Genomic DNA, 19,240 nt, shown 5'->3' on the forward strand with positions numbered 1-19,240 from the left:
TGGTACAGGTTGTTACACTGGCTCAAAAATTCGCGTAACTTTCCCGTCAACACGTCGCTGAACACGTTTAAAACCACACGATTGTAAAACATTGCTGATTCTCATCTCCTCGCGCTTGGTGATCCGCGATGACTCAAAATTCAGCGCTTCACGTAAAACGTCACTTGCGCGTAAAAATCCGCGCGTTCGTGGCTGTTCACCTGTCATCAAATCGGGTTCGTCTAACCACCTCTCGACAATTTCCAGCCACGCGTCCCTAATCTGGTACTGGTCATGCACTGTCACCGCTAACCTTTCTGCCTCGCTGAATTGGATACCCGTCTGTTTAAATGTTTCTCTCGCCTCCGCCCACAGCAGCAACAAATCGTCTTTAATCGCCGCGAGGTTTATTTTAGTAACCTCAACGGGAGTCCACCGACGGTTGCCGGTATCATCCCCTAAAAATTCTCTTTTATTGGTCGTACCGAAGAACAACAACCGTCGAGGGAACTGAATAGCGAATTCACGGTACTTAGGCACCCAGTTCTCATGGGTACGGGTGACCAGAGCCTTGATACTTTCTTGCTCTTTGGTGTTCAGCCCGCGTAATTCGCTGATTTCCGCAACTAAGCGCCCGCGCATCTTGCGCGCCAAATCGTCATCTTTTTCGGCAAAACTGACCTCGGTATGAAACGCGGGAGCCGGCGAGAGCGCCGCCACGCCGGACGATTTACCACAACCTTGCTCCCCGACCAAAATCGGTACAATATCGGCTTTACAACCGGGGTCGAGAACGCGCCCCGCTAATGCCGTCCACGTGTACATAGATACCGCACGGGTATACGGCGTATCCTCAGTACCAAAATGGGTGTGGTAAAAACGCTCGATACGGGGTACGCCGTCCCATTCCAAACTGTTGAGCCACTCGATAGCCGAGTCGAACGGTTGTTCATCTGCCACCAGCAGCACAACATCGCGCACTAATTCACGCCCGACGGGTTTGAACCCCTTATTTTCCAATGTGATGCGCAGGCGCGAATACTCAGCATCATTGAATGACTGCCACTGAACCGTACCCGTTGGGGTAAGCATGATTTCGTCCCTGAATTGGTCAAACCGAATTTCGATACCAACAAAATCAGGCCGCATCACCGCTTTGAATGTGTTTTCTATGGTAGCCTCGATTTGCCCCCATTTATCGCGTTTGAACGCCGGTAACGGCGCGGATTCTGCCACCTCGGTAGACGTTAAATCCTCAAAATCATCTTTGCCGAAACCGATAGCGTTACGAAAATCGCCGTCATTACGATGTGCGCATGAACCGTGCTGGCATTTGAAATGGCCCTGTTCGAACCCGCCCGTACCTGCCGGAAAATACGCCGTACTGGTGGGGCCGCTGTCAATGCTGTGCCCATCTGCAAACGGGCATGTGATATAACGCTCCCCGTTTTTACCCGATGTCAATGTATGCCCGTTCGCGTCCAGATAATCGGCGGTTTCGTCAGTTGCGTTAGGCGTAGACAGGCTACGATCACGCAACGCGCCAGTGATATTTGCCCTAGTGGAACCAACAACGGGCAGATGTTCGGACAACGCCGACCACAGCATTTCTAACTGTTCAGGCGTGATTGCGAGCGGCTCACCGGGCAGACCGCCGTCCCATTGGATGCGTGCACCGCTGGGATGAGTGCCCGCCGCAACAAATTGCTGACCCTCGGCCAGCAGCTCAATAATACCGAGTTCGCCCTCCAGACGATGGATGCGTTTACGGTACTCGCCCTCAACGGCCAGCAGGTACAGGCATTTGTTAGAGTTGTTACGGTAACGGCGCGGGGGTAGTTCGCCGAACACATTGACCAACAGCGTCTGGATTTGGGCGTGTATGCCTGCGTCATCGCTATCGCAATCCAGCCCTAACTGCCCCCGACCGGTGAGCATACAAATGCCATAATCAGGCTCGTTAGCCCACGTAATAATTTCGGAATCGGTCGCGATCTTTTCCGTCCATTTAGGGATGCCGACTACATGTCGTGAACGATTGTAACGGCTAGGTGTCTTGCCAATGCTTTTCAGTGATGAATCAGGGGAGACTGTCGCACCGGGGTTACATACAACGGGTAGCATTCTATCTGTAAAGCCCTGAATCAGATCGAGGTGGAACCACTCGTCTTGGGTAGCTCCCCATTGTTTTTGTTCTGACATATGCGTATGTCCTGTTATTTTTTGGCTACAAATTCGGTGTAAAAACGCTCAATAGACCTAGCGGTAGATAAACGGGGGTTAGGACTGACACCCGTCAAAATCCGGCTCAACGACGGCTGGCTAACCCCTGTGTGTGAGGCTAGCTGGGCTTGGGTAAATCCAGCATCTATAATTTTTTTAATCAATTCTTGTGGGTGAAATTCGTGCATCATCGCGCTCCTATTTATTAGATGAGCCTAAACTATACGTAAACGAATTATATATCAATACTGGAATGTATCGAAAAAAACTCTAATATATGCGTAACTGCATAATTGATTAAAAATAGCGCGAACGAGGGTCTAGAAAATGATGTCAGACTTTGGAGTTTTAACTAAAAATATCAGGTACTTGATGGAGGCGCAGGGGATAACCAGCGTAACAGAGCTATCTAAACGGTTGAAAATGCACCAACCAACACTACACCGGATGTTGACAGGGGAGGTAAAAGATCCTAAATACGCCACGCTAAAAACTATCGCTGATTTTTTTAGAGTATCCCCAATCGATTTGGTTGAGTGCGATCTGCAATCCGCCCCCACTAAAATAGTCCTAGACGAACAGGGGGAACCGCATATATACCATTTCAATGACATTCCGGTGCGGGGGAACGCCCAATTAGGTGATGTCAGTCGTTGGAACAATATCGACAGTACGGATGGGTATATCAGATGGCCGACGCATGACCCAGACGCCTACGCACTAAAATGTATAGGCAACGCCATGATCCCCAGAGTAAAAGAGGGCGAGTTCGTAATCATAGAGCCAAATCATTTGTACTCGCCGGGGGACGAGGTATTAGTTGTCACTGATACCGAGGAGGTGAGGGTTAAAACATTTCTGTTTGAACGCGAGGGCTATTGCCACCTACTATCTATCAACGAAGACCACGCCCCCGTACGCCTCCACACCTCCAAAATAGTTCGGATGCAATACGTAGCAGGAATAGCTAAAAGTTCGTTATGGCATTCTTAACTTTAAAATCAATTAGTTAAACAAGGCCACATATTTGTGGCCTTTATTTTTGGAAAAATTATGTGTTTTCGTATTGACCTCTCATGCAACACGGTATATAAATACATTATCGAATTAAAAATACAGTTTTGCATTAGCGCAGTTGCTCTTTAACAATCTAGAAAGTCGGAACAGCACACTACCTACTGTTTAGACCCCTACGCATCAAATGCGACGTACCATCGGGCGCGATCCGGTCGATGGGAAGGTTAACCCCCGAAATGGGCGCGAACGGGCAACACTGGCAGTAGGGAGCGTGCGAGCGCAAAACCCAACTAAGAGGAGGAACAAGCATTAAATAGAGCGACTAATTACAGCTCATTAAATTAGGGGGCTGTGGTGAGTTAATAATTATAGCGAGGTATTAAATGACGGATATCGAACGAATTGATTCAATGATCGCAATGCTGCGAAAACTGAAAACAGATTTACTGAAACTCAATAAACTGAGTGAAATAGATTATCGAGGTCTGACACCTAAACAGGCACAAAAACGAACGACAGATGCCGATTGGATTGCTATGGATAATATCAAAAGGCGGCATGAATTACATGCTCTGGCAGTGGAGCTGGGTTTTGCCGAGCGTCGTGATAATTATGATGCAATCGAGTTAGCGGATAGCTGGCATCGGTATAAATATAAACCGAGAGAGCCGCACACTAATTAACTCCAGCTCATTTCCGAGTGGGCTGTGGTGAGTAATTACAGAGAGGCGAATATGGCATTAGATCACGGTGTATTAAACGTCCCGCTACATAAACGCGGGAATATCGATAGGGAAATCGATAAATGGAAAAACGAACAGGTAGCGGAGAAACGACAGCGGTTGGATGAGATTAACTATCAACGCGAACAGGAACGGAAAAACGCCGAGCAATTATTTAAATTGGTTGATAGAAATTTAATGAAAAACGCGGCTAAACGAGTTGGAATGAGCCTGCCTGATTATCGTCTGGAATTAAAAATAATGGTGCAATACAGACCGAAACAGGCCGAGAAAATATTGGCGAAATTAACTCGCCCGGAAAATAACACCTAATTTAGGGGCGTCCCGCACGCCCTATCAAAAAGCACATCCATTCGCTACCACACCCCCGCCAAAACTGGCCGGAGGGTGTGCTTTTTGATACGCAAAATGAGGAGTTCCGGCAGTGAAACCCAAAGTAATTCCCGTGGATAAGTACCCGATAAGCAACTCCGTTCGCCGTCTGCGCTGGCTACGGAAATGTGATGAACTCAAGCGCAGCCCTAACACCCAATTCCCAATTACCCTGTATTCATAGATAGAAAGGTCCAATAAAAATGAGCTTAGAAGCGTCTCTAGATAAGCATAGTGAGCTGCTGGAGCAGTTAATCCCGTTGTTAACGCGATTAGTAGCAGCAAATGACGAAACGAACGTGGAACCACGTGTTCAATGGGTAGCAGATAACCCCGAACCTATTGAACAACCCACCAAAAAAGAAAAAGCGGTTAAAAAAACAGTCGATAACACCCCCGTCGATATTGAAACCCTCGATTTAGAAACGGTAGTAGCCCTCTCAGTACTGTTTAAAAATGACGCCTACGACCTGACCGCCGATAAGCTAGCACAGGCTCGCGCCGTGATAGCGGCTGTTGGCGACGCGCGTAACGGCCAAGCGGACGCGTTGGATTGCGCGCTACAGGGGCTACAGGAACTCAAGGCACTGACCAATGGGCGAATTTTGGATTTGTGCCTAGAAATGCTGGAAAACTGGGACGACATCCCCGGCATTACTGAACGGCGAGAATTCGCACTAGATTTACTCAATCGGGGCACACACACCACTGAGCCAGAGCCAGAGCCAGAGCCAGAGCCAGAGCCAGAGCCAGAGCCAGAGCCAGAGCCAGAGCCAGAGCCAGAGCCAGAGCCAGAGCCAGAGCCAGATTATGGGGCGATCTTCAATCAGGCGCAACAGGCACTGCTACGGCTGGCAAAAAACGGTTACCGCCGCGAGGCTGTGGACATCGTCTCTAAATTTGGGGTTAAAAAATTGGGCGATATCCCACAGGAAAAACTGCCGGCGGTTCTGGAACTGGCTGAAACTGCGCTGGAGGGATAGCCATGTCGGAGGTACACGCAAAACTCTCGCCCTCATCTGCCCATCGTTGGTTGCGTTGCACAGGCAGCCTCGCGATGGAAATAGGCCAGCCTAACACTGAATCACCGTTCGCGATTGAAGGCACCGCAGCCCATGCGCTGGCCGAAACTGTGCTGAACAACCGCCAGAATTCTACGTTCCTCGGTGAACCCGTTACATTAGGGCAAAACACCGCCGATTATTTAGGGCAGCACATATTGCTCAAACCCAACACACCACAGGTTAATGACGAAATGGTGGAGACGGTGGGTCAGTATGTCGAGACGGTCTGGGGGCTGGCTCAGGGTAACGAGCTATTGATCGAACAGCGCGTTGATTTTTCTGATGTGATTGGCGTTGAAAACTCGTTCGGTACTGCTGATGCCATCATCATTAACGGCGGTGAACTGCAAGTTCACGACCTGAAATACGGGCGCGGCGTGCGGGTCGATGCTGAGAAAAATGAACAACTCATGTTGTACGCGCTGGGTGCTCTCGACCAATTCGATATGCTGTACGAGTTCGAAACGGTACGGTTGTTCATCCACCAGCCCCGATTGAATCACGTTTCAGAATGGGCGCTGGGTGTCGATGAACTGCGCCAGTTCGGAGAAAGAGCCAAAGACGCCGCCGCATCAGTTATTGTCACATTCAACATCGCCCAGTGTGAGGGGGTGGACACGCTGCCGCCTGATACGTTCACACCGGGTGAAAAGCAGTGCCGATTTTGCAAGGCCAAGGCGGATTGCCCCGCGCTGTCCGCCCACGTTTGGAGCGTTATCGCAGAGGATTTTGACGACCTGACGCAACCGTTAGAGCCTCCGGCAGTGGAGGAACAAGTTCCACACTACGACAACCAAACCCTCGCGGCTAAATACGCACAGGTTGATTTTATAGAAAGCTGGTGCAAAGCGGTTCGGGGGCGTGTCAACGATGAGCTCAACGCGGGTCACCCTATCCCCGGATTTAAATTGGTCGGGGGTAAACAGGGTAACCGGTCATGGGGTGTTGAGGCCGACGCCGAATCTATGCTAAAGGGGTTCAAACTCAAACAAGACAAAATCTACATCAAAAAACTCATTAGCCCTACCCAAGCGGAAAAAGTGCTCAAAAAAGAGTACCCGAAAAAGTGGGCCAAACTGGAATCACTGATTACTCGACCTGACGGTAAACCTACCGTCGTACAGGAATCTGATCCCCGTCCAGCACTGGACGTTAATCCTATCAATGATTTTGACGACATATCTGATGGTATGTTCTCGTAATAACCTCTAAAGAGATAACAAAATGAAAGTTAGTTTAAAACAAGTGCGTCTGGCATTCCCTGATTTATTTGAAGCGACCCAAGTTAATGGTCAGGGCGATTTTAAATTTCGCTCCACGTTTCTAATTCCAAAAGAGCGCAAAGATGTAATTGCTGAAATTGAAGCCGCGATCAAAAAAGTGGCCACGGAAAAATGGGGTGCTAAAGCGGAGGGTATTATTAAAAGTATCCGAGGGAACAACATGCGATTTAATTTCCGTGATGGTGATGATAAACCAGATTACGACGGTTACGCCGGCAATATGTATATTTCCGCCAGTAACAAATCCCGTCCATTGGTTATTGATCGCGACCGTTCGCCACTCGCGGCTCAGGACGGTAAACCGTATTCTGGCTGCTATGTTAATGCCACTATCAGTATTTTCGCCTATGAAAATAACGGTAAAGGAATATCAGCCTCGCTCTCAGGGGTTCAGTTCTTCCGCGACGGTGACGCATTCGCAGGTGGCGGCGTAGCCTCGGTAGATGATTTTGACGATATCAGCGAAGGGGCTGATGCAGAGGCCGACGTTTTTAATTAAATATTTTTATGCCCCGCTTCGGGCGGGGTATTTATCAGGATAAAAAACCATGACACAGAAAATAGAATTATTCAGGTGCATTTATATAACGGAGAATCTCCGCCGAAAGATGCGGGTCTAGGGCTAACACCTCTCTCAGTAGATCTAGGGTTTTCCTGCATACTAAACTAGGTTGTTTAGCTAATTCTTTCGGGTCTTCAATATAGTAATCTTCTCCATATTTTCCGATTAATTTATCATTAATGATGGATAATGCTTCTTCGACTTGTTCGGCGGGTAATCTATTAACTTTATCACCGCGAGCTATTGAATCAGCAATGCTATTCAAATAATTTGTCTTTTTTTCTATCCCTTTAATATCATCTTTTAATTTAAATGCATCGAGATCACCTATCACACCGGGATATACGGTGTTGAAACACTGGACACCAGTAGGATCATTTTTTAATAAGATACTAAAGGAGTTAATGAAATGCCTACCGTATTTGTTTACAGCTTCATCAGAAGCGGAGTTTAATAAACTCCCTATCTTGCTATCAAACCATACATTAAGAGATGATAGGACTTTTAATATAAATTCATTTTGAATCTCCTTATTCTCCGTATAAGGCATAGATTTTATCTCTTTATATAAACTCTCAAACTTTTCCGGATCAATTTTGTTTATTGCCTCAAACATTGGATACATTTTTAATACTTTTTCCCGTGTAGGAATGATGTTTTCTTTATCTTTTGCATAACCATAACCCACAGCAAAAAAGACAACCATAACAATAATGGCAATCACGAATTTCTTAATATTAATTGCGGAGCTTCCCATATATTCCTCACCAATTTAAAACAAACTACTATGAATAAAACAATTCTCTGGCTCGACCTTGAGACCTACTGTGAGACGCCGATTAAAAACGGCACTCACGCCTACGCCGAACATGCCGAAATTATGCTATTTGCATGGGCGGTTAACAATAACCCTGTTCAGGTATGGGATGTTACCAGTGGTGCGCCCATGCCCGTCGAACTGTATCAAATGTTACAAGATCCGAACGCTATTCTATTCGCCCATAACAGCCACTTTGACCGTACCGTTCTGCGCCATGACATGCCGACGTTGCATTTGGATATTGGACGCTGGCGTGACACGATGGTGCAGGCATTAGCTCACGGTTTACCGGGGGCACTGGGTGCGTTGTGTGAGGTATTGGGCATTCCGGCGGACAAAGCGAAAGACAAGGAGGGCAAGTCGTTGATCCAGTTATTCTGTAAACCCAGACCTAAAAACGTCGCCATTCGCCGCGCCACCAGTAAAACCCATCCCACAGAGTGGCAGCGATTCGTCACGTATGCCGGGCTGGATATCGAGGCCATGCGCGAGGTGCATAAACGCCTGCCCAAATGGAATTATCAGGGCAATGAATTAGCGCTCTGGCACCGTGACCAACAAATTAATGATCGCGGTGTGCGCATGGATATGGAGCTGGCAATAGCCGCCATCGATGCCGTGGAACAGGAACAGAAACGGCTGGCAAAACGCACGCAGAAACTGACCGACGGTGGTGTACAGGCAGCTACCCAGCGTGACGCAATGCTACGACATATTACCGCCGCGTTCGGTGTTGAACTGCCCGATATGCAAAAAAGTACCTTGGAACGCCGGATCGCCGATCCTGATATTCCCGTTGCATTGCGGGAATTGCTGACCATCCGCCTACAGGCCAGTACCACCAGTACCAGCAAGTACAAGGCATTGATGAATGGCATTAGCGCAGATAACCGCTTACGCGGTACACTCCAATTTTGCGGGGCGTCACGTACAGGACGCTGGGCAGGACGCCTATTCCAACCGCAAAATCTCCCTAGGGCTACTCTAAGTCAGGCCACGATTGATACCGGTATTGAGGCGTTGAAAACGGACTGTGCGGATCTGTTATTCGATAACATCATGGAGTTAACCAGCTCCGCTATCCGCGGCGCTATCATCGCTCCACCCGGTCAAAAACTGGTAGCCACGGATTTGTCCAACATCGAAGGGCGAATGCTCGCATGGCTGGCGGGGGAGCACTGGAAATTACGGGCGTTTAGCGACTATGACAACGGCATAGGCCACGACCTCTATAAACTGGCCTATGCCCGCGCGTTCAATATCAAACCCGATGAAGTGACGAAAGATCAGCGCCAAATCGGTAAAGTGATGGAATTGGGATTAGGGTACGGGGGCGGTGTCTCTGCGTTTCTGACATTTGCCATGACCTACGGCATGGATCTGGATGAACTCGCCGACGCCGCGTTACCGAACATTCCCGCCCCTGTTCAGCGGGATGCCCGGCGCTGGTACACGGAATCGGTCAAAAAGCAAAACACGTATGGCCTGAGCGAATGGGTGTTTATTACCTGCGATTCACTTAAACGTATGTGGCGCAATGCCCACACCGCAACCGTGCCGTTCTGGTATGAGCTGGAAGAGGCGGTAAGGCGTGCTATCAGCGCACCCGGTACAACTATTCTTTGCCGTAAACTGCGTATCCGCCGCGATGGCGCTTGGCTCAGGGCGGTACTACCGTCGGGGCGTGCCGTGTGCTACCCCTCGCCTCGTCTGGATGACGGGCAGATCAGTTACATGGGTACGAACCCCTACAGCCGCAAATGGCAACGGCTCAAAACCTACGGCGGGAAACTGGTCGAAAACGTCACCCAAGCCGCCGCCCGCGATGTGCTGGCGGGCAACATGCCACGCATTGAAGCCGCCGGCTATGACATTGTACTGACCGTACACGATGAGGTTTTGACCGAGGCACCAGACACGTTGGGTTACTCCCATGAACATCTCAGCACCCTACTCGCCACTAACCCCGACTGGGCACCGGATTTACCTCTGAGCGCTGGCGGGTTTGAGGCGTACCGATATAAGAAGAGTTGAATTATGTCATTTAAATACCGAGACAGCCCGTTATATTTTCGGGCAGCGCGGGAGGCTGCGCAAATTGAACGCGAAGGCGATTATTTACAGGCATCAAAAGTCTGGAATAAAGCGGCCCGCCATTCACGCAATACGTTAAATATTGAGTGGGCAGAAAATCGTTCTGATTTTTGTTTAAAACAACGTGAACGGAATAAAAATAATGAAAATACGCGAGGACGTGATCGAACGGCATCTGGTCAATGAAGTGAAAAAATTAGGCGGTATCGCCTATAAGTTCGTTTCCCCCGGTCGCCGGGGTGTACCCGACCGCGTTGTCGTTTTACCCAACGGGCGTGTGGTGTTTGTTGAGTGTAAAGCACCGGGCGAAAAGCCCCGCCCTGACCAATTACGGGAACATGAACGGCTCAGGGCACTGGGGCAAACAGTGGTTGTTCTGGATAGCCAAAATGTGGAGGCAATCGTTGAATAAACCCATTCTCGATATGTGCTGCGGCTCCCGAATGTTCTATTTTGATAAATCCAATCCCGATGTTTTATTTTGTGACATTCGCAGAGAGCAACATATTTTATGTGATGGCAGGGAGTTAAATATTAATCCAGATTTAATAGCCGACTTTAGAAACCTGCCATTCGAAAATGAGTCGTTTAATTTAGTGATATTCGACCCGCCGCATTTAATTCGTGCGGGTGAAAATGGCTGGCAACGTAAGAAATACGGAGCATTGAATAAAGCGACATGGCGCGATGATTTATCACGGGGATTCAAAGAGGCATTTCGGGTATTGCAACCAGAACGAATATTAATTTTCAAATGGAATGAAACCCAAATTAAAACCAGTGAAATATTGGCATTGACAGATATTAAACCGGTTATTGGGCATCCGTCAGGTAAACGCGGATATACACATTGGATGACATTTTATAAGAGGTAAAAATAATGATCGCTATGTCATATGGGGGGGGGTACAAATTCAGTTGCGTTATTAATCGGGTTATTAGAAATAGGTTTAATGCCAGATTTAATAACATTCGCGGATACCGGTTGCGAAAAACCTCACACCTACGCGTACCTCTCCGTAATAAATAATTGGTTACTGGCAAATGGTGGGCCGCAAATTACCGTTTGCAAAAAAGTATTTCGACGGGGGCGAACTAAAGCGGAGTGGGTATATGAGGAAAAGGATTTGTATACCTACTATTGCGAACGAAATATGTTACCCGCCGTCGCCTACGGTTTTAAAAATTGCAGTCAAAAATTTAAACTCGAACCGCAAGAAAAGGAATGGAATAACCACCCTCTGTGCAAAGCTACATGGGCGCGTGGTGAACGGGTCATCATGCTGGTCGGTTACGATTTTGACGAAGAGCAACGAGTACTCAACGCCCGTCGTAGCCTGGCTAATGATGCGGTTCTGTCCAAGAAATTTCAGTACGAATACCCGTTGTATGATTGGGAATGGGGCAGAGACGCTTGTATAGACGCCATTCAACGCGCAGGACTCCCCCGACCGGGTAAAAGCGCTTGCTGGTGTTGCCCCTACACGAAAAAGCCAGAGCTTTTACGCCTCCAACAAGACCACCCTGAACTTGTAGAAAAAGCGCTTGTAATGGAGCAGTCCGCCGATCTGAAACAAATAAAAGGGATTGGCCGGCGCTGGAATTGGGGCGATTTTTTAACAAACCCTGACGGCTACCGTATGGACGATACCGATCACGATATGCCGTGCGGTTGCTATGACGGGTAAATAAAAATGAACAATATACGCCGTTTTTATTTATGGCGATGGGTTTGGTTGCAGGTTTGGAATTTCAGCGAATGGAGCGGAATAGGTTTAGGTCGATTTGCTCCGAGGGTATTTCATCAAATGATTGGTTATCATTTCCCTGCCAAGAAAATTAAATGAGGAAAACATTTATGAACAATGACTATACCGCAGAATTAGAATTAACCGATTTCGCGCAGGAATATGTCGGTGAGGATGATGGCAAAACTACAGCCAGAGCATACGGCCGGGTATTTAATGACAGCCGTAAACGATTTGAGGACGGAGTGGAAATAATAACCTCGTTGGTAATTAATGTTGAAACCTACAAAGCCGATGGCTATATAAAAACTCAAAACTCCATTTATAAAATACGGGAGCCAATTAAATAATGCCAGATATCACGGTGGACTATACATTATCAGCGTTGGAATTCATATCAAATACGTACGATAAATTTACACGGAGAAATGCAGAATGAGATTCTATATGAAAACTGTATTTTACGCAGTCTGCGATGATGTTGGTGTTTGCAATTTTAACGGTGACAAATACCAAACATTGAAAGCGGTATTTTTCGATAAATCGGAGGCTGAATTACTGGTTAATAATAATAATAATAATGGCGATAAAAAACTTATTGTCGTTCCCGTTTATATAGAGAATGTGGAAGGATAAATGAAACCGTTCACACCCCGCCCCTACCAAAACCTGATCATCGACCACGAACTGGATATCTCCCGTTGCAATGTGTGGGCTGGAATGGGTATGGGCAAAACTGTAGCAACATTAACCGCGCTCGAAGATTTGTACATGGCGGGTATGGAAACCCAACCGACGTTAGTTTTAGCCCCGTTGCGTGTGGCTCGCTCCACATGGCCGGATGAGGCGGATAAATGGAACCATCTACACAATATCGAGATACAGCCTATTGTCGGCAGTGCGAAGGAACGCACCGCCGCATTGAAAAACACCAACGCCAGCGTGTTCACCACCAACTATGACAACCTCGTCTGGCTGGTCGAAACACTAGGCGATAAATGGCCATTCGCTACCGTCATCGCCGACGAGAGCACACGACTAAAATCGTTCAGGTTACGCAAGGGCGGCAAGCGCGCCGCCGCGTTGGCGAGGGTCGCGCATCGGTATGCGCGCCGTTGGGTCAACCTCACCGGCACCCCGTCCCCTAATGGATTGGTCGATTTATGGGGGCAGGCGTGGTTTGTCGACCAAGGCGAGCGTTTAGGCCGAACGTACAGCGCCTTCACCTCACGCTGGTTTAACAGCATTCGTTTTCCGGGGCAACAATGGGTGAAATTAGAGCCGTGGCCGTTTGCCCAGGAGCAAATACAAACGGCACTAAATGGGGTGACTATCGCGCTAGACGCGGCGGACTGGTTTGATATCGAGGAACCTGTTCATAACGTTATCCACGTTGACCTACCGTCCAAAGTTCGCCAGCAGTATCAGGCGATGGAACGAGAGATGTTTGTAGAGCTGGGTAACATCAGCGTGGAGGCTCTGAACGCGGCGGCCAAAACCGTTAAATGCCTGCAAATTGCCAGCGGTGCACTATACACCGACGAGAACGGCAATTGGCAGGAGCTGCATGACGCCAAACTACAGGCTCTCGATAGTATTATTAATGAGGCGGGCGGAATGCCGGTACTGGTCGCCTATCATTGGAAACACGATTTAGCACGGTTATTGAAAGCGTTCCCGCGCGGGCGACATCTCGACTCTGATCCGCAAACCCTGCGCGACTGGAACGCCGGAAAAATCCCGGTGATGTTCGCTCACCCTGCCAGCGCTGGGCACGGTTTGAACCTACAGGACGGCGGCAATATCTTAGTGTTTTTCTCCCACTGGTGGGATCTGGAACAGTACCAGCAAATCATTGAACGTATCGGCCCTACCCGACAGATTCAGGCCGGATACAACCGCCCGGTATTCATACACCATATTATTGCTACCGGCACAATGGATGAGATGGTGATGGAACGGCGCGATTCTAAGCGAGAAGTTCAGGACATTCTATTAGAGGCTATGAAGAGGACGTAACCCCGAGATGACGGAACGGTATAAAGACGACGATTTATTAACCCCCGAAGCTGTCTGTAAACTACTGGGGGGTATTACGCAAAAAACATTGGCCGATTGGAATAATAAACACCGGCACAAAAAAACATTGGCCCCCATAAGATTTACGGCCAAGATTATTCGATATGAATATAAAAACGTCATGGCATTTAAGGAAAAATGCCGTGCTGTGTATTAATTTTTTCGCCGTAATAATGCAGCCTGCGCCATGATACTGTTTTCATGTGCCTCAAATGCCAGCCGTTTTAACGCGATTTCTTCTTGCAGGATTTCATCGGAAAAATCGTAATGTTCGCCCATAGGATCGGAGCGGTTATCAGAGTGATGCATACACAACTGGCTAATCTCTCTGGTATCTGAGCGAGAGTAACCCCGTGCCCGCATCTGGGCGATAACATTACTTTTTAGAAACTTACGGCACATGGTATTAAACGCTCCCGACTTACCCTTCACTGTACCCTCATGAACGACCCCTTTTAACGCGTTATCAGGACTATAAATTTTTATTAGTTTATCCAGAGACCGTTTTGAGAACGGTTCAGTTATGTCTCTTGGCTGTAAAAATACATAGTCCCGGTTACACCCTTCAACCGAATCACGCCATGCTTTTTGCTCATTAATGATAACATTTAGCATAGGCGTGATTGGCAATCGAAATTCTTTTTGCGTCTTCATAGCCCCACGCATTCCCGGTAATCCAGCAGGATAAATAATTTCCCCCGCAGTTTCATTGATATATTCCCAGCGCAGATTAGATACGTTGATCGGCCTAACGCCAGTCAGTATCATATAGCGAATAGCATTTTTTTGATGAACGGAAGTGCACGCCGCAACATTAATCCATAGTTGAGCAATAGACTCTATATCCGTAAATCTTCGGGTAGGGGTTGGCCGCTGTACACGAGATGAAATATAGTCATCAGGAATACTGGCGGCAATATTCCGGCCGCCGCAATGTAATGGCGCGGCAAATTTCCAAAATCTACGCAACTCCGCGAATAGTTCAAACGCCTGGTTGTTGGATTTTGTTTCGATCCATGAATCGAGAACGGCAATCAACCGCGGATACGTAACATCACTAAAAACCTCGCGCTGTTCGAACGATTCACGCAATTGTTTTATTCGGCATCGATACGTATAAAAGCTATGCTCTCCAAGTTTCTTACGCTCGACCTTCGCCTGTAAATCATTTTCGTAGGCATCTAAAAGCTGGGGTACTGATTCCGCGGTTAACCCGTCCTGCGCTAATTCCTGCGCTTTCTCACGGGCTATCGGTAGCGTCAGTTCAGGCCACTCTCCCAATTTCCTGCCTTTTAAACCCATGCTCTTAGGGTATTCGGCATAGATAGTAACTTTTCCAGCCTTGCTAAAATCTAGCCTTAAGTAGTTTTCTTTTTCGTACTTAGATCGACGTGGCTTACCTAGATGTTTTAATATGGTTTTTACGGCCGTAGCACAAACTCTCATGTGTGAGCCTGTGTACGGAGGCTTGCAAGCCTCCCAACTCGCCAAAGCGCTTAAATATGCATCGTTTTCCGAGAGGTTATGCGTTTGTGCTACTATGTTTTCCATTGTAAACTCCGTAATATCAAAACGTTGAGGTAGTAGTGACACACACTACCCTATTTTAGACACTAAAAATAGCTATGTGTTGCGTTTTTGTGTTACGGAATATGGTTTTTGAAGGTAATGTATACTGGATAAAGCGTCAGTATATGAGCGAAAGGGGTAGCTTGGAATTACCTATAAATGACTGATTTTAATTTAAAATTTATGTAAGGGGTTGAAATGGCATTATTAATTACTAAACGCTGCATTAATTGTGATATGTGTGAACCCGAATGCCCTAATCAGGCTATCACAATGGGCACTGAGATCTACGAAATTGAGCCTGAACGCTGTACCGAGTGCGTCGGGCATTACGAAAAGCCAACTTGCCAATCTGTCTGCCCGATCACAAATACCATTATCCTTGATCCTAACCATCAGGAAACCGAAGAGCAGTTATGGGATAAATTTGTGCTCCTGCATCATGCTGATAAGATCTGAATTCAATTTTCCAGTATCACGGTCGCACAGGCATAACGCCGTTCGTCTGCCAGTGTGACATGGATGGATTTTACATTCAGTTTGTTAGCCAGCATTTCAGCCTCTCCATGGAGTTTCAACGTGGGTTTTCCCAGTGGATCATTCATCACTTCAAATTGATTAAAGGCCAGTCCATTGCGAATGCCGGTTCCAAGCGCTTTGGCTGCCGCTTCCTTGACGGCGAAGCGTTTTGCCAAAAAGCGGACAGGCTGGTTATGCTGTTGATATTGTTGCCACTCTCCGTCACTCAGAATACGCCTTGCCAGACGTTCGCCTGAACGCCCGACAATGTCTTCAATACGGGATATTTCAACAATATCTGTGCCTAATCCAATAATGGCCATTAACGGCGTGCTTCCCGCAACAACGTTTTCATATCGGCCACCGCCGCAGATAAGCCACTGAATACCGCACGGCCAATAATGGCGTGCCCTATATTCAATTCATAAATTTCAGGTAAGGCGGCAATACGTTGTACATTGTGATAGGTCAAACCATGACCGGCATTGACCTTAAGGCCTTTGGCTGCCGCGTAGGTTGCCGCTTCTTTGATACGCTGAAATTCTTTTTCCTGCTGTATCTCATTTTCTGCATCTGCATACGCACCAGTGTGGATCTCAATAAATGGCGCACCAACTTCGACAGCAGCATCAATTTGTTGGTGATCCGCATCAATGAACAAAGACACCTGAATTCCCGCGGCCGATAAAGTCTTAACCGCCGCAGCAATGTGCTCTTTTTGCCCAAACACATCCAGTCCGCCTTCGGTTGTGACCTCTTGACGTTTTTCAGGCACTAAGCAGCAGAAAGCTGGCCTGATTTGACCAGCAATCCCCACCATTTCGTCGGTTACCGCCATTTCAAGGTTCATGCGGGTTTGAATGGTTTTTTCTAATAATTGAACATCCCGGTCAATAATATGGCGGCGATCTTCACGCAGGTGAATCGTTATACCATCAGCACCCGCTTGTTCTGCAACAAATGCAGCCTGAACGGGATCGGGATATTGCGTCCCACGGGCATTACGTAAGGTTGCAATGTGATCAATGTTGATACCTAACAATACCTCAGCCATTTTTAGCTCCTGCAATAATATAAGATTCAATAAAGTGTACCCTTTTCATCATGAAAAATTTACCATGAAAAAGTGGCTTACTTTAGTTTTCATTTTTCTTGTCGGGATGATCAGTTTTTTTACGCACGAATTGGCGAAAGAGTTCACGGCTTTTTAATGGCTTCCCGCCCAAATAAGGTTTTAACGCAATGCGAGTAAAACGCTTCGCCGCTTTCAGGGTGGCCGGATCAGGAAATTCGCTAATGGCCAATGCCTTTAGTTCATCACCCGTAAAGCTGTAGTGATCCACCACCAAGCTGGCGATAAATCCTTTTTCTTCGCGATAACGGTAAGTCATGGTATCCGATACCGGCTCACCACTTCCGGCACAGTGAAGATAATCTACACCGTATCCCATATTGGTGAGTAGCGCTAATTCAAAACGACGCAATGCACTTTCTGGTGTGTATTCACTCGCCGCAAGGGATTGTAAACATTGGAGGTAATCAAAAAAAAGTGCGGGATATGCCGTTCCTTGTTCAAGGACTCTGGACAACAATTCATTCACGTATAAACCGCTGTAGAGCACACTTCCCGTTAAGGGGAGAGCCAATGAGACAGGCTCTGCCTCCCTGAGTGTCTTGATTTCCCCACGCCCACTCCAACGAATGAGCAGCGGGGTGAACGGTTGCAAACAACCTTTTAGATTGGAGCGACGGCTGCGTGCCCCTTTTGCTAAGACACGTACCCGCCCTTCGTTTTCAGTAAAAAAATCCAGTAATAAGCTGGTTTCACTGTAAGGGCGCCCATGAAGCACGAAAGCTCTTTGCCAGCCGTCCACTCATCAGCCTTATAAGTCGTCAATATAACCGAGGCTACGTAGCGCCCGTTCATCATCAGCCCAGCCTGATTTTACTTTTACCCACAATTCCAAGTGGACTTTCATATCAAACATCTTTTCCATATCCTGACGGGCTTCTATACCAATGGTCTTGATTTTGCTGCCTTTATTACCAATAACCATTTTCTTCTGGCCGTCACGCTCGACCAGAATCAAACCGTGGATCGTATAACCCCCACGTTCATTGGTAACAAATTGCTCAATTTCCACGGTCACGGAATAGGGCAGTTCCTCACCCAAGAAACGCATGAGTTTTTCACGGATGATTTCTGATGCCATAAAACGCTGTGAGCGATCAGTAATGTAATCTTCAGGGAAGTGGTGTGCCGCCTGAGGGATATGATCACGCGCTATTTTGGCAATGGTATCAACATTCATGCCTTTTTCCGCACTCATCGGCACAACATCGATAAAATTCATCTGTTGGCTGAGAAAGCCGATATGTGGCAGAAGAAGGGTTTTATCTGTCACATTGTCCACTTTATTGATAGCCAGTAAGACCGGACAACGTAAATGACGCAACTTATTCACCACCATTTCATCATCGGGTGTCCAGTGCGTACCTTCCACAACAAAAACAACCAGCTCGACATCACCAATAGAGCTGCTCGCCGCACGGTTCATCAACCGGTTGATGGCCCGTTTTTCTTCAATATGAAGGCCCGGTGTATCAACATAGATGACTTGGTAAGCCCCTTCCGTCTGGATCCCCATGATGCGGTGCCGCGTCGTTTGAGGTTTACGGGAAGTGATGGATACTTTCTGACCCAATAACTGATTCAATAACGTTGATTTACCGACGTTGGGCCGACCGACTATTGCAACAAATCCGCAATAGTTTTTTTCTTCGCTCATTCAAGCTCCAATTGTTTTAATGCTTGTTCCGCAGCCGCCTGCTCTGCCTTGCGGCGACTGGAACCGATTCCTCTGACAGGTTGTTCAAATCCACTGACCTGACAGTGAATGGTAAATTCCTGATCGTGTGCTTCCCCACGAACCTGAACAACCAGATATGTAGGCAACGGCAAATGACGCCCTTGCAAATATTCTTGTAAACGTGTTTTAGGATCTTTCTGCTTATAGCAGAATCAATATAATTAGACATAATTCACGTGTTCTTTGAATAATTCATCAATAGAGCATCTTTCTCGCCTTCTTGTGGCTTTTGCTCCAGCCCATTTATGTTCGATAGGATTTAAATCTGGGCTGTAAGGCGGTAACCACTCCAACTGGC

At 47.4% G+C, this 19,240-nt stretch carries 25 protein-coding genes and 1 pseudogene; 16 read left to right on the plus strand and 10 right to left on the minus strand.

Annotation, left to right across the window (positions count from 1 at the left end):
- Nucleotides 1-12: 12 nt before the first annotated feature.
- On the minus strand, nt 13-2,181 hold the full coding sequence (locus PSI17_RS07930) for a VapE domain-containing protein (RefSeq protein WP_273551464.1): 2,169 nt from the start codon (nt 2,179-2,181) through the stop codon (nt 13-15).
- A gap of 14 nt (nt 2,182-2,195) precedes the next feature.
- Nucleotides 2,196-2,390 (minus strand): helix-turn-helix transcriptional regulator, encoded by a 195-nt coding sequence (locus tag PSI17_RS07935; protein ID WP_273551465.1) that lies wholly within the window; start codon nt 2,388-2,390, stop codon nt 2,196-2,198.
- A 139-nt stretch (nt 2,391-2,529) separates the two neighbouring features.
- Here PSI17_RS07935 and PSI17_RS07940 point away from each other — a divergent pair, with 139 nt between their 5' ends.
- The 7 genes from PSI17_RS07940 (at nt 2,530) to PSI17_RS07970 (ending at nt 7,180) form a co-directional block, all read left to right on the plus strand.
- On the plus strand, nt 2,530-3,195 hold the full coding sequence (locus tag PSI17_RS07940; protein WP_273551466.1) for a S24 family peptidase: 666 nt from the start codon (nt 2,530-2,532) through the stop codon (nt 3,193-3,195).
- 407 nt (nt 3,196-3,602) lie between these two features.
- Nucleotides 3,603-3,902 carry a regulator gene (locus PSI17_RS07945; protein ID WP_273551467.1) on the plus strand — a complete coding sequence of 100 codons (300 nt, stop codon included), beginning with the start codon at nt 3,603-3,605 and terminating at the stop codon, nt 3,900-3,902.
- A 51-nt stretch (nt 3,903-3,953) separates the two neighbouring features.
- Nucleotides 3,954-4,274 carry a hypothetical protein gene (locus PSI17_RS07950; RefSeq protein WP_273551468.1) on the plus strand — a complete coding sequence of 107 codons (321 nt, stop codon included), beginning with the start codon at nt 3,954-3,956 and terminating at the stop codon, nt 4,272-4,274.
- Between the two features lie 112 nt (nt 4,275-4,386).
- Nucleotides 4,387-4,518, plus strand: coding sequence for a hypothetical protein (locus tag PSI17_RS07955; RefSeq protein ID WP_273551469.1), 132 nt, complete (start codon nt 4,387-4,389; stop codon nt 4,516-4,518).
- A gap of 19 nt (nt 4,519-4,537) precedes the next feature.
- Nucleotides 4,538-5,317, plus strand: coding sequence for a hypothetical protein (locus PSI17_RS07960; RefSeq protein WP_273551470.1), 780 nt, complete (start codon nt 4,538-4,540; stop codon nt 5,315-5,317).
- Between the two features lie 2 nt (nt 5,318-5,319).
- Nucleotides 5,320-6,600, plus strand: coding sequence for a DUF2800 domain-containing protein (locus PSI17_RS07965; protein WP_273551471.1), 1,281 nt, complete (start codon nt 5,320-5,322; stop codon nt 6,598-6,600).
- Between the two features lie 22 nt (nt 6,601-6,622).
- Nucleotides 6,623-7,180: a DUF2815 family protein gene (locus PSI17_RS07970; RefSeq protein ID WP_273551472.1), complete on the plus strand. Its 558-nt coding sequence runs from the start codon at nt 6,623-6,625 to the stop codon at nt 7,178-7,180.
- Nucleotides 7,181-7,247: 67 nt separating this feature from the next.
- On the opposite strand, the gene PSI17_RS07975 is transcribed toward PSI17_RS07970, so the two are convergent.
- The gene (locus PSI17_RS07975; protein WP_273551473.1) at nt 7,248-8,000 is read right to left on the minus strand and encodes a hypothetical protein; all 753 of its coding nucleotides are present in this window, start codon (nt 7,998-8,000) and stop codon (nt 7,248-7,250) included.
- 30 nt (nt 8,001-8,030) lie between these two features.
- Between PSI17_RS07975 and PSI17_RS07980 the strand changes: the two genes are divergently transcribed.
- The 8 genes from PSI17_RS07980 to PSI17_RS08015 all read left to right on the plus strand — a co-directional run bounded on the left by PSI17_RS07980 (nt 8,031) and on the right by PSI17_RS08015 (nt 13,924).
- Entirely contained in the window at nt 8,031-10,097 is a 2,067-nt protein-coding gene (locus tag PSI17_RS07980; RefSeq protein ID WP_273551474.1) for a DNA polymerase, read from the plus strand.
- A gap of 3 nt (nt 10,098-10,100) precedes the next feature.
- A complete protein-coding gene (locus PSI17_RS07985) occupies nt 10,101-10,343 on the plus strand; it encodes an ANR family transcriptional regulator (protein WP_273551475.1) in 243 nt (80 codons plus the stop codon).
- Nucleotides 10,300-10,569 carry a VRR-NUC domain-containing protein gene (locus PSI17_RS07990; protein WP_443256015.1) on the plus strand — a complete coding sequence of 90 codons (270 nt, stop codon included), beginning with the start codon at nt 10,300-10,302 and terminating at the stop codon, nt 10,567-10,569. Before PSI17_RS07985 ends, PSI17_RS07990 begins: the two co-directional genes overlap by 44 nt.
- 13 nt (nt 10,570-10,582) lie before the next feature.
- Nucleotides 10,583-11,032: a class I SAM-dependent methyltransferase gene (locus PSI17_RS07995; protein ID WP_273551488.1), complete on the plus strand. Its 450-nt coding sequence runs from the start codon at nt 10,583-10,585 to the stop codon at nt 11,030-11,032.
- A gap of 78 nt (nt 11,033-11,110) precedes the next feature.
- Nucleotides 11,111-11,845, plus strand: a complete 735-nt coding sequence (locus PSI17_RS08000; RefSeq protein WP_273551476.1) for a phosphoadenosine phosphosulfate reductase — start codon at nt 11,111-11,113, stop codon at nt 11,843-11,845.
- A gap of 170 nt (nt 11,846-12,015) precedes the next feature.
- Entirely contained in the window at nt 12,016-12,255 is a 240-nt protein-coding gene (locus PSI17_RS08005; protein ID WP_273551477.1) for a hypothetical protein, read from the plus strand.
- 97 nt (nt 12,256-12,352) lie between these two features.
- Complete coding sequence (locus PSI17_RS08010) at nt 12,353-12,541, plus strand: hypothetical protein (RefSeq protein ID WP_273551478.1); 189 nt, start codon at nt 12,353-12,355, stop codon at nt 12,539-12,541.
- Nucleotides 12,542-13,924 carry a DEAD/DEAH box helicase gene (locus PSI17_RS08015; RefSeq protein ID WP_273551479.1) on the plus strand — a complete coding sequence of 461 codons (1,383 nt, stop codon included), beginning with the start codon at nt 12,542-12,544 and terminating at the stop codon, nt 13,922-13,924. It begins immediately after the preceding gene.
- A 213-nt stretch (nt 13,925-14,137) separates the two neighbouring features.
- Here PSI17_RS08015 and PSI17_RS08020 read toward each other — a convergent pair whose 3' ends face one another.
- Nucleotides 14,138-15,535, minus strand: coding sequence for a recombinase (locus PSI17_RS08020; protein WP_273551480.1), 1,398 nt, complete (start codon nt 15,533-15,535; stop codon nt 14,138-14,140).
- Between the two features lie 216 nt (nt 15,536-15,751).
- Here PSI17_RS08020 and PSI17_RS08025 point away from each other — a divergent pair, with 216 nt between their 5' ends.
- Complete coding sequence (locus tag PSI17_RS08025) at nt 15,752-16,012, plus strand: YfhL family 4Fe-4S dicluster ferredoxin (RefSeq protein ID WP_273551481.1); 261 nt, start codon at nt 15,752-15,754, stop codon at nt 16,010-16,012.
- Between the two features lie 2 nt (nt 16,013-16,014).
- On the opposite strand, the gene acpS is transcribed toward PSI17_RS08025, so the two are convergent.
- The 6 genes and pseudogenes from acpS to PSI17_RS17420 all read right to left on the minus strand — a co-directional run bounded on the left by acpS (nt 16,015) and on the right by PSI17_RS17420 (nt 19,235).
- On the minus strand, nt 16,015-16,395 hold the full coding sequence (gene acpS / locus PSI17_RS08030) for a holo-ACP synthase (RefSeq protein WP_273551482.1): 381 nt from the start codon (nt 16,393-16,395) through the stop codon (nt 16,015-16,017).
- A complete protein-coding gene (gene pdxJ / locus PSI17_RS08035; RefSeq protein ID WP_273551483.1) occupies nt 16,395-17,126 on the minus strand; it encodes a pyridoxine 5'-phosphate synthase in 732 nt (243 codons plus the stop codon). Before pdxJ ends, acpS begins: the two co-directional genes overlap by 1 nt.
- Nucleotides 17,127-17,208: 82 nt before the next feature.
- Entirely contained in the window at nt 17,209-17,946 is a 738-nt protein-coding gene (gene recO / locus PSI17_RS08040; protein ID WP_273551484.1) for a DNA repair protein RecO, read from the minus strand.
- Between the two features lie 9 nt (nt 17,947-17,955).
- Nucleotides 17,956-18,861, minus strand: a complete 906-nt coding sequence (gene era, locus PSI17_RS08045; RefSeq protein WP_273551485.1) for a GTPase Era — start codon at nt 18,859-18,861, stop codon at nt 17,956-17,958.
- Nucleotides 18,858-19,085: pseudogene (locus PSI17_RS08050) on the minus strand (putative dsRNA-binding protein); the annotation flags it as partial. The pseudogene PSI17_RS08050 and the gene era, both read right to left, overlap by 4 nt.
- 18 nt (nt 19,086-19,103) lie before the next feature.
- On the minus strand, nt 19,104-19,235 hold the full coding sequence (locus PSI17_RS17420) for a transposase (protein WP_443256016.1): 132 nt from the start codon (nt 19,233-19,235) through the stop codon (nt 19,104-19,106).
- Nucleotides 19,236-19,240: the final 5 nt, after the last annotated feature.

Source organism: Xenorhabdus sp. IM139775, from assembly GCF_028598745.1.
Lineage (GTDB): Bacteria > Pseudomonadota > Gammaproteobacteria > Enterobacterales > Enterobacteriaceae > Xenorhabdus.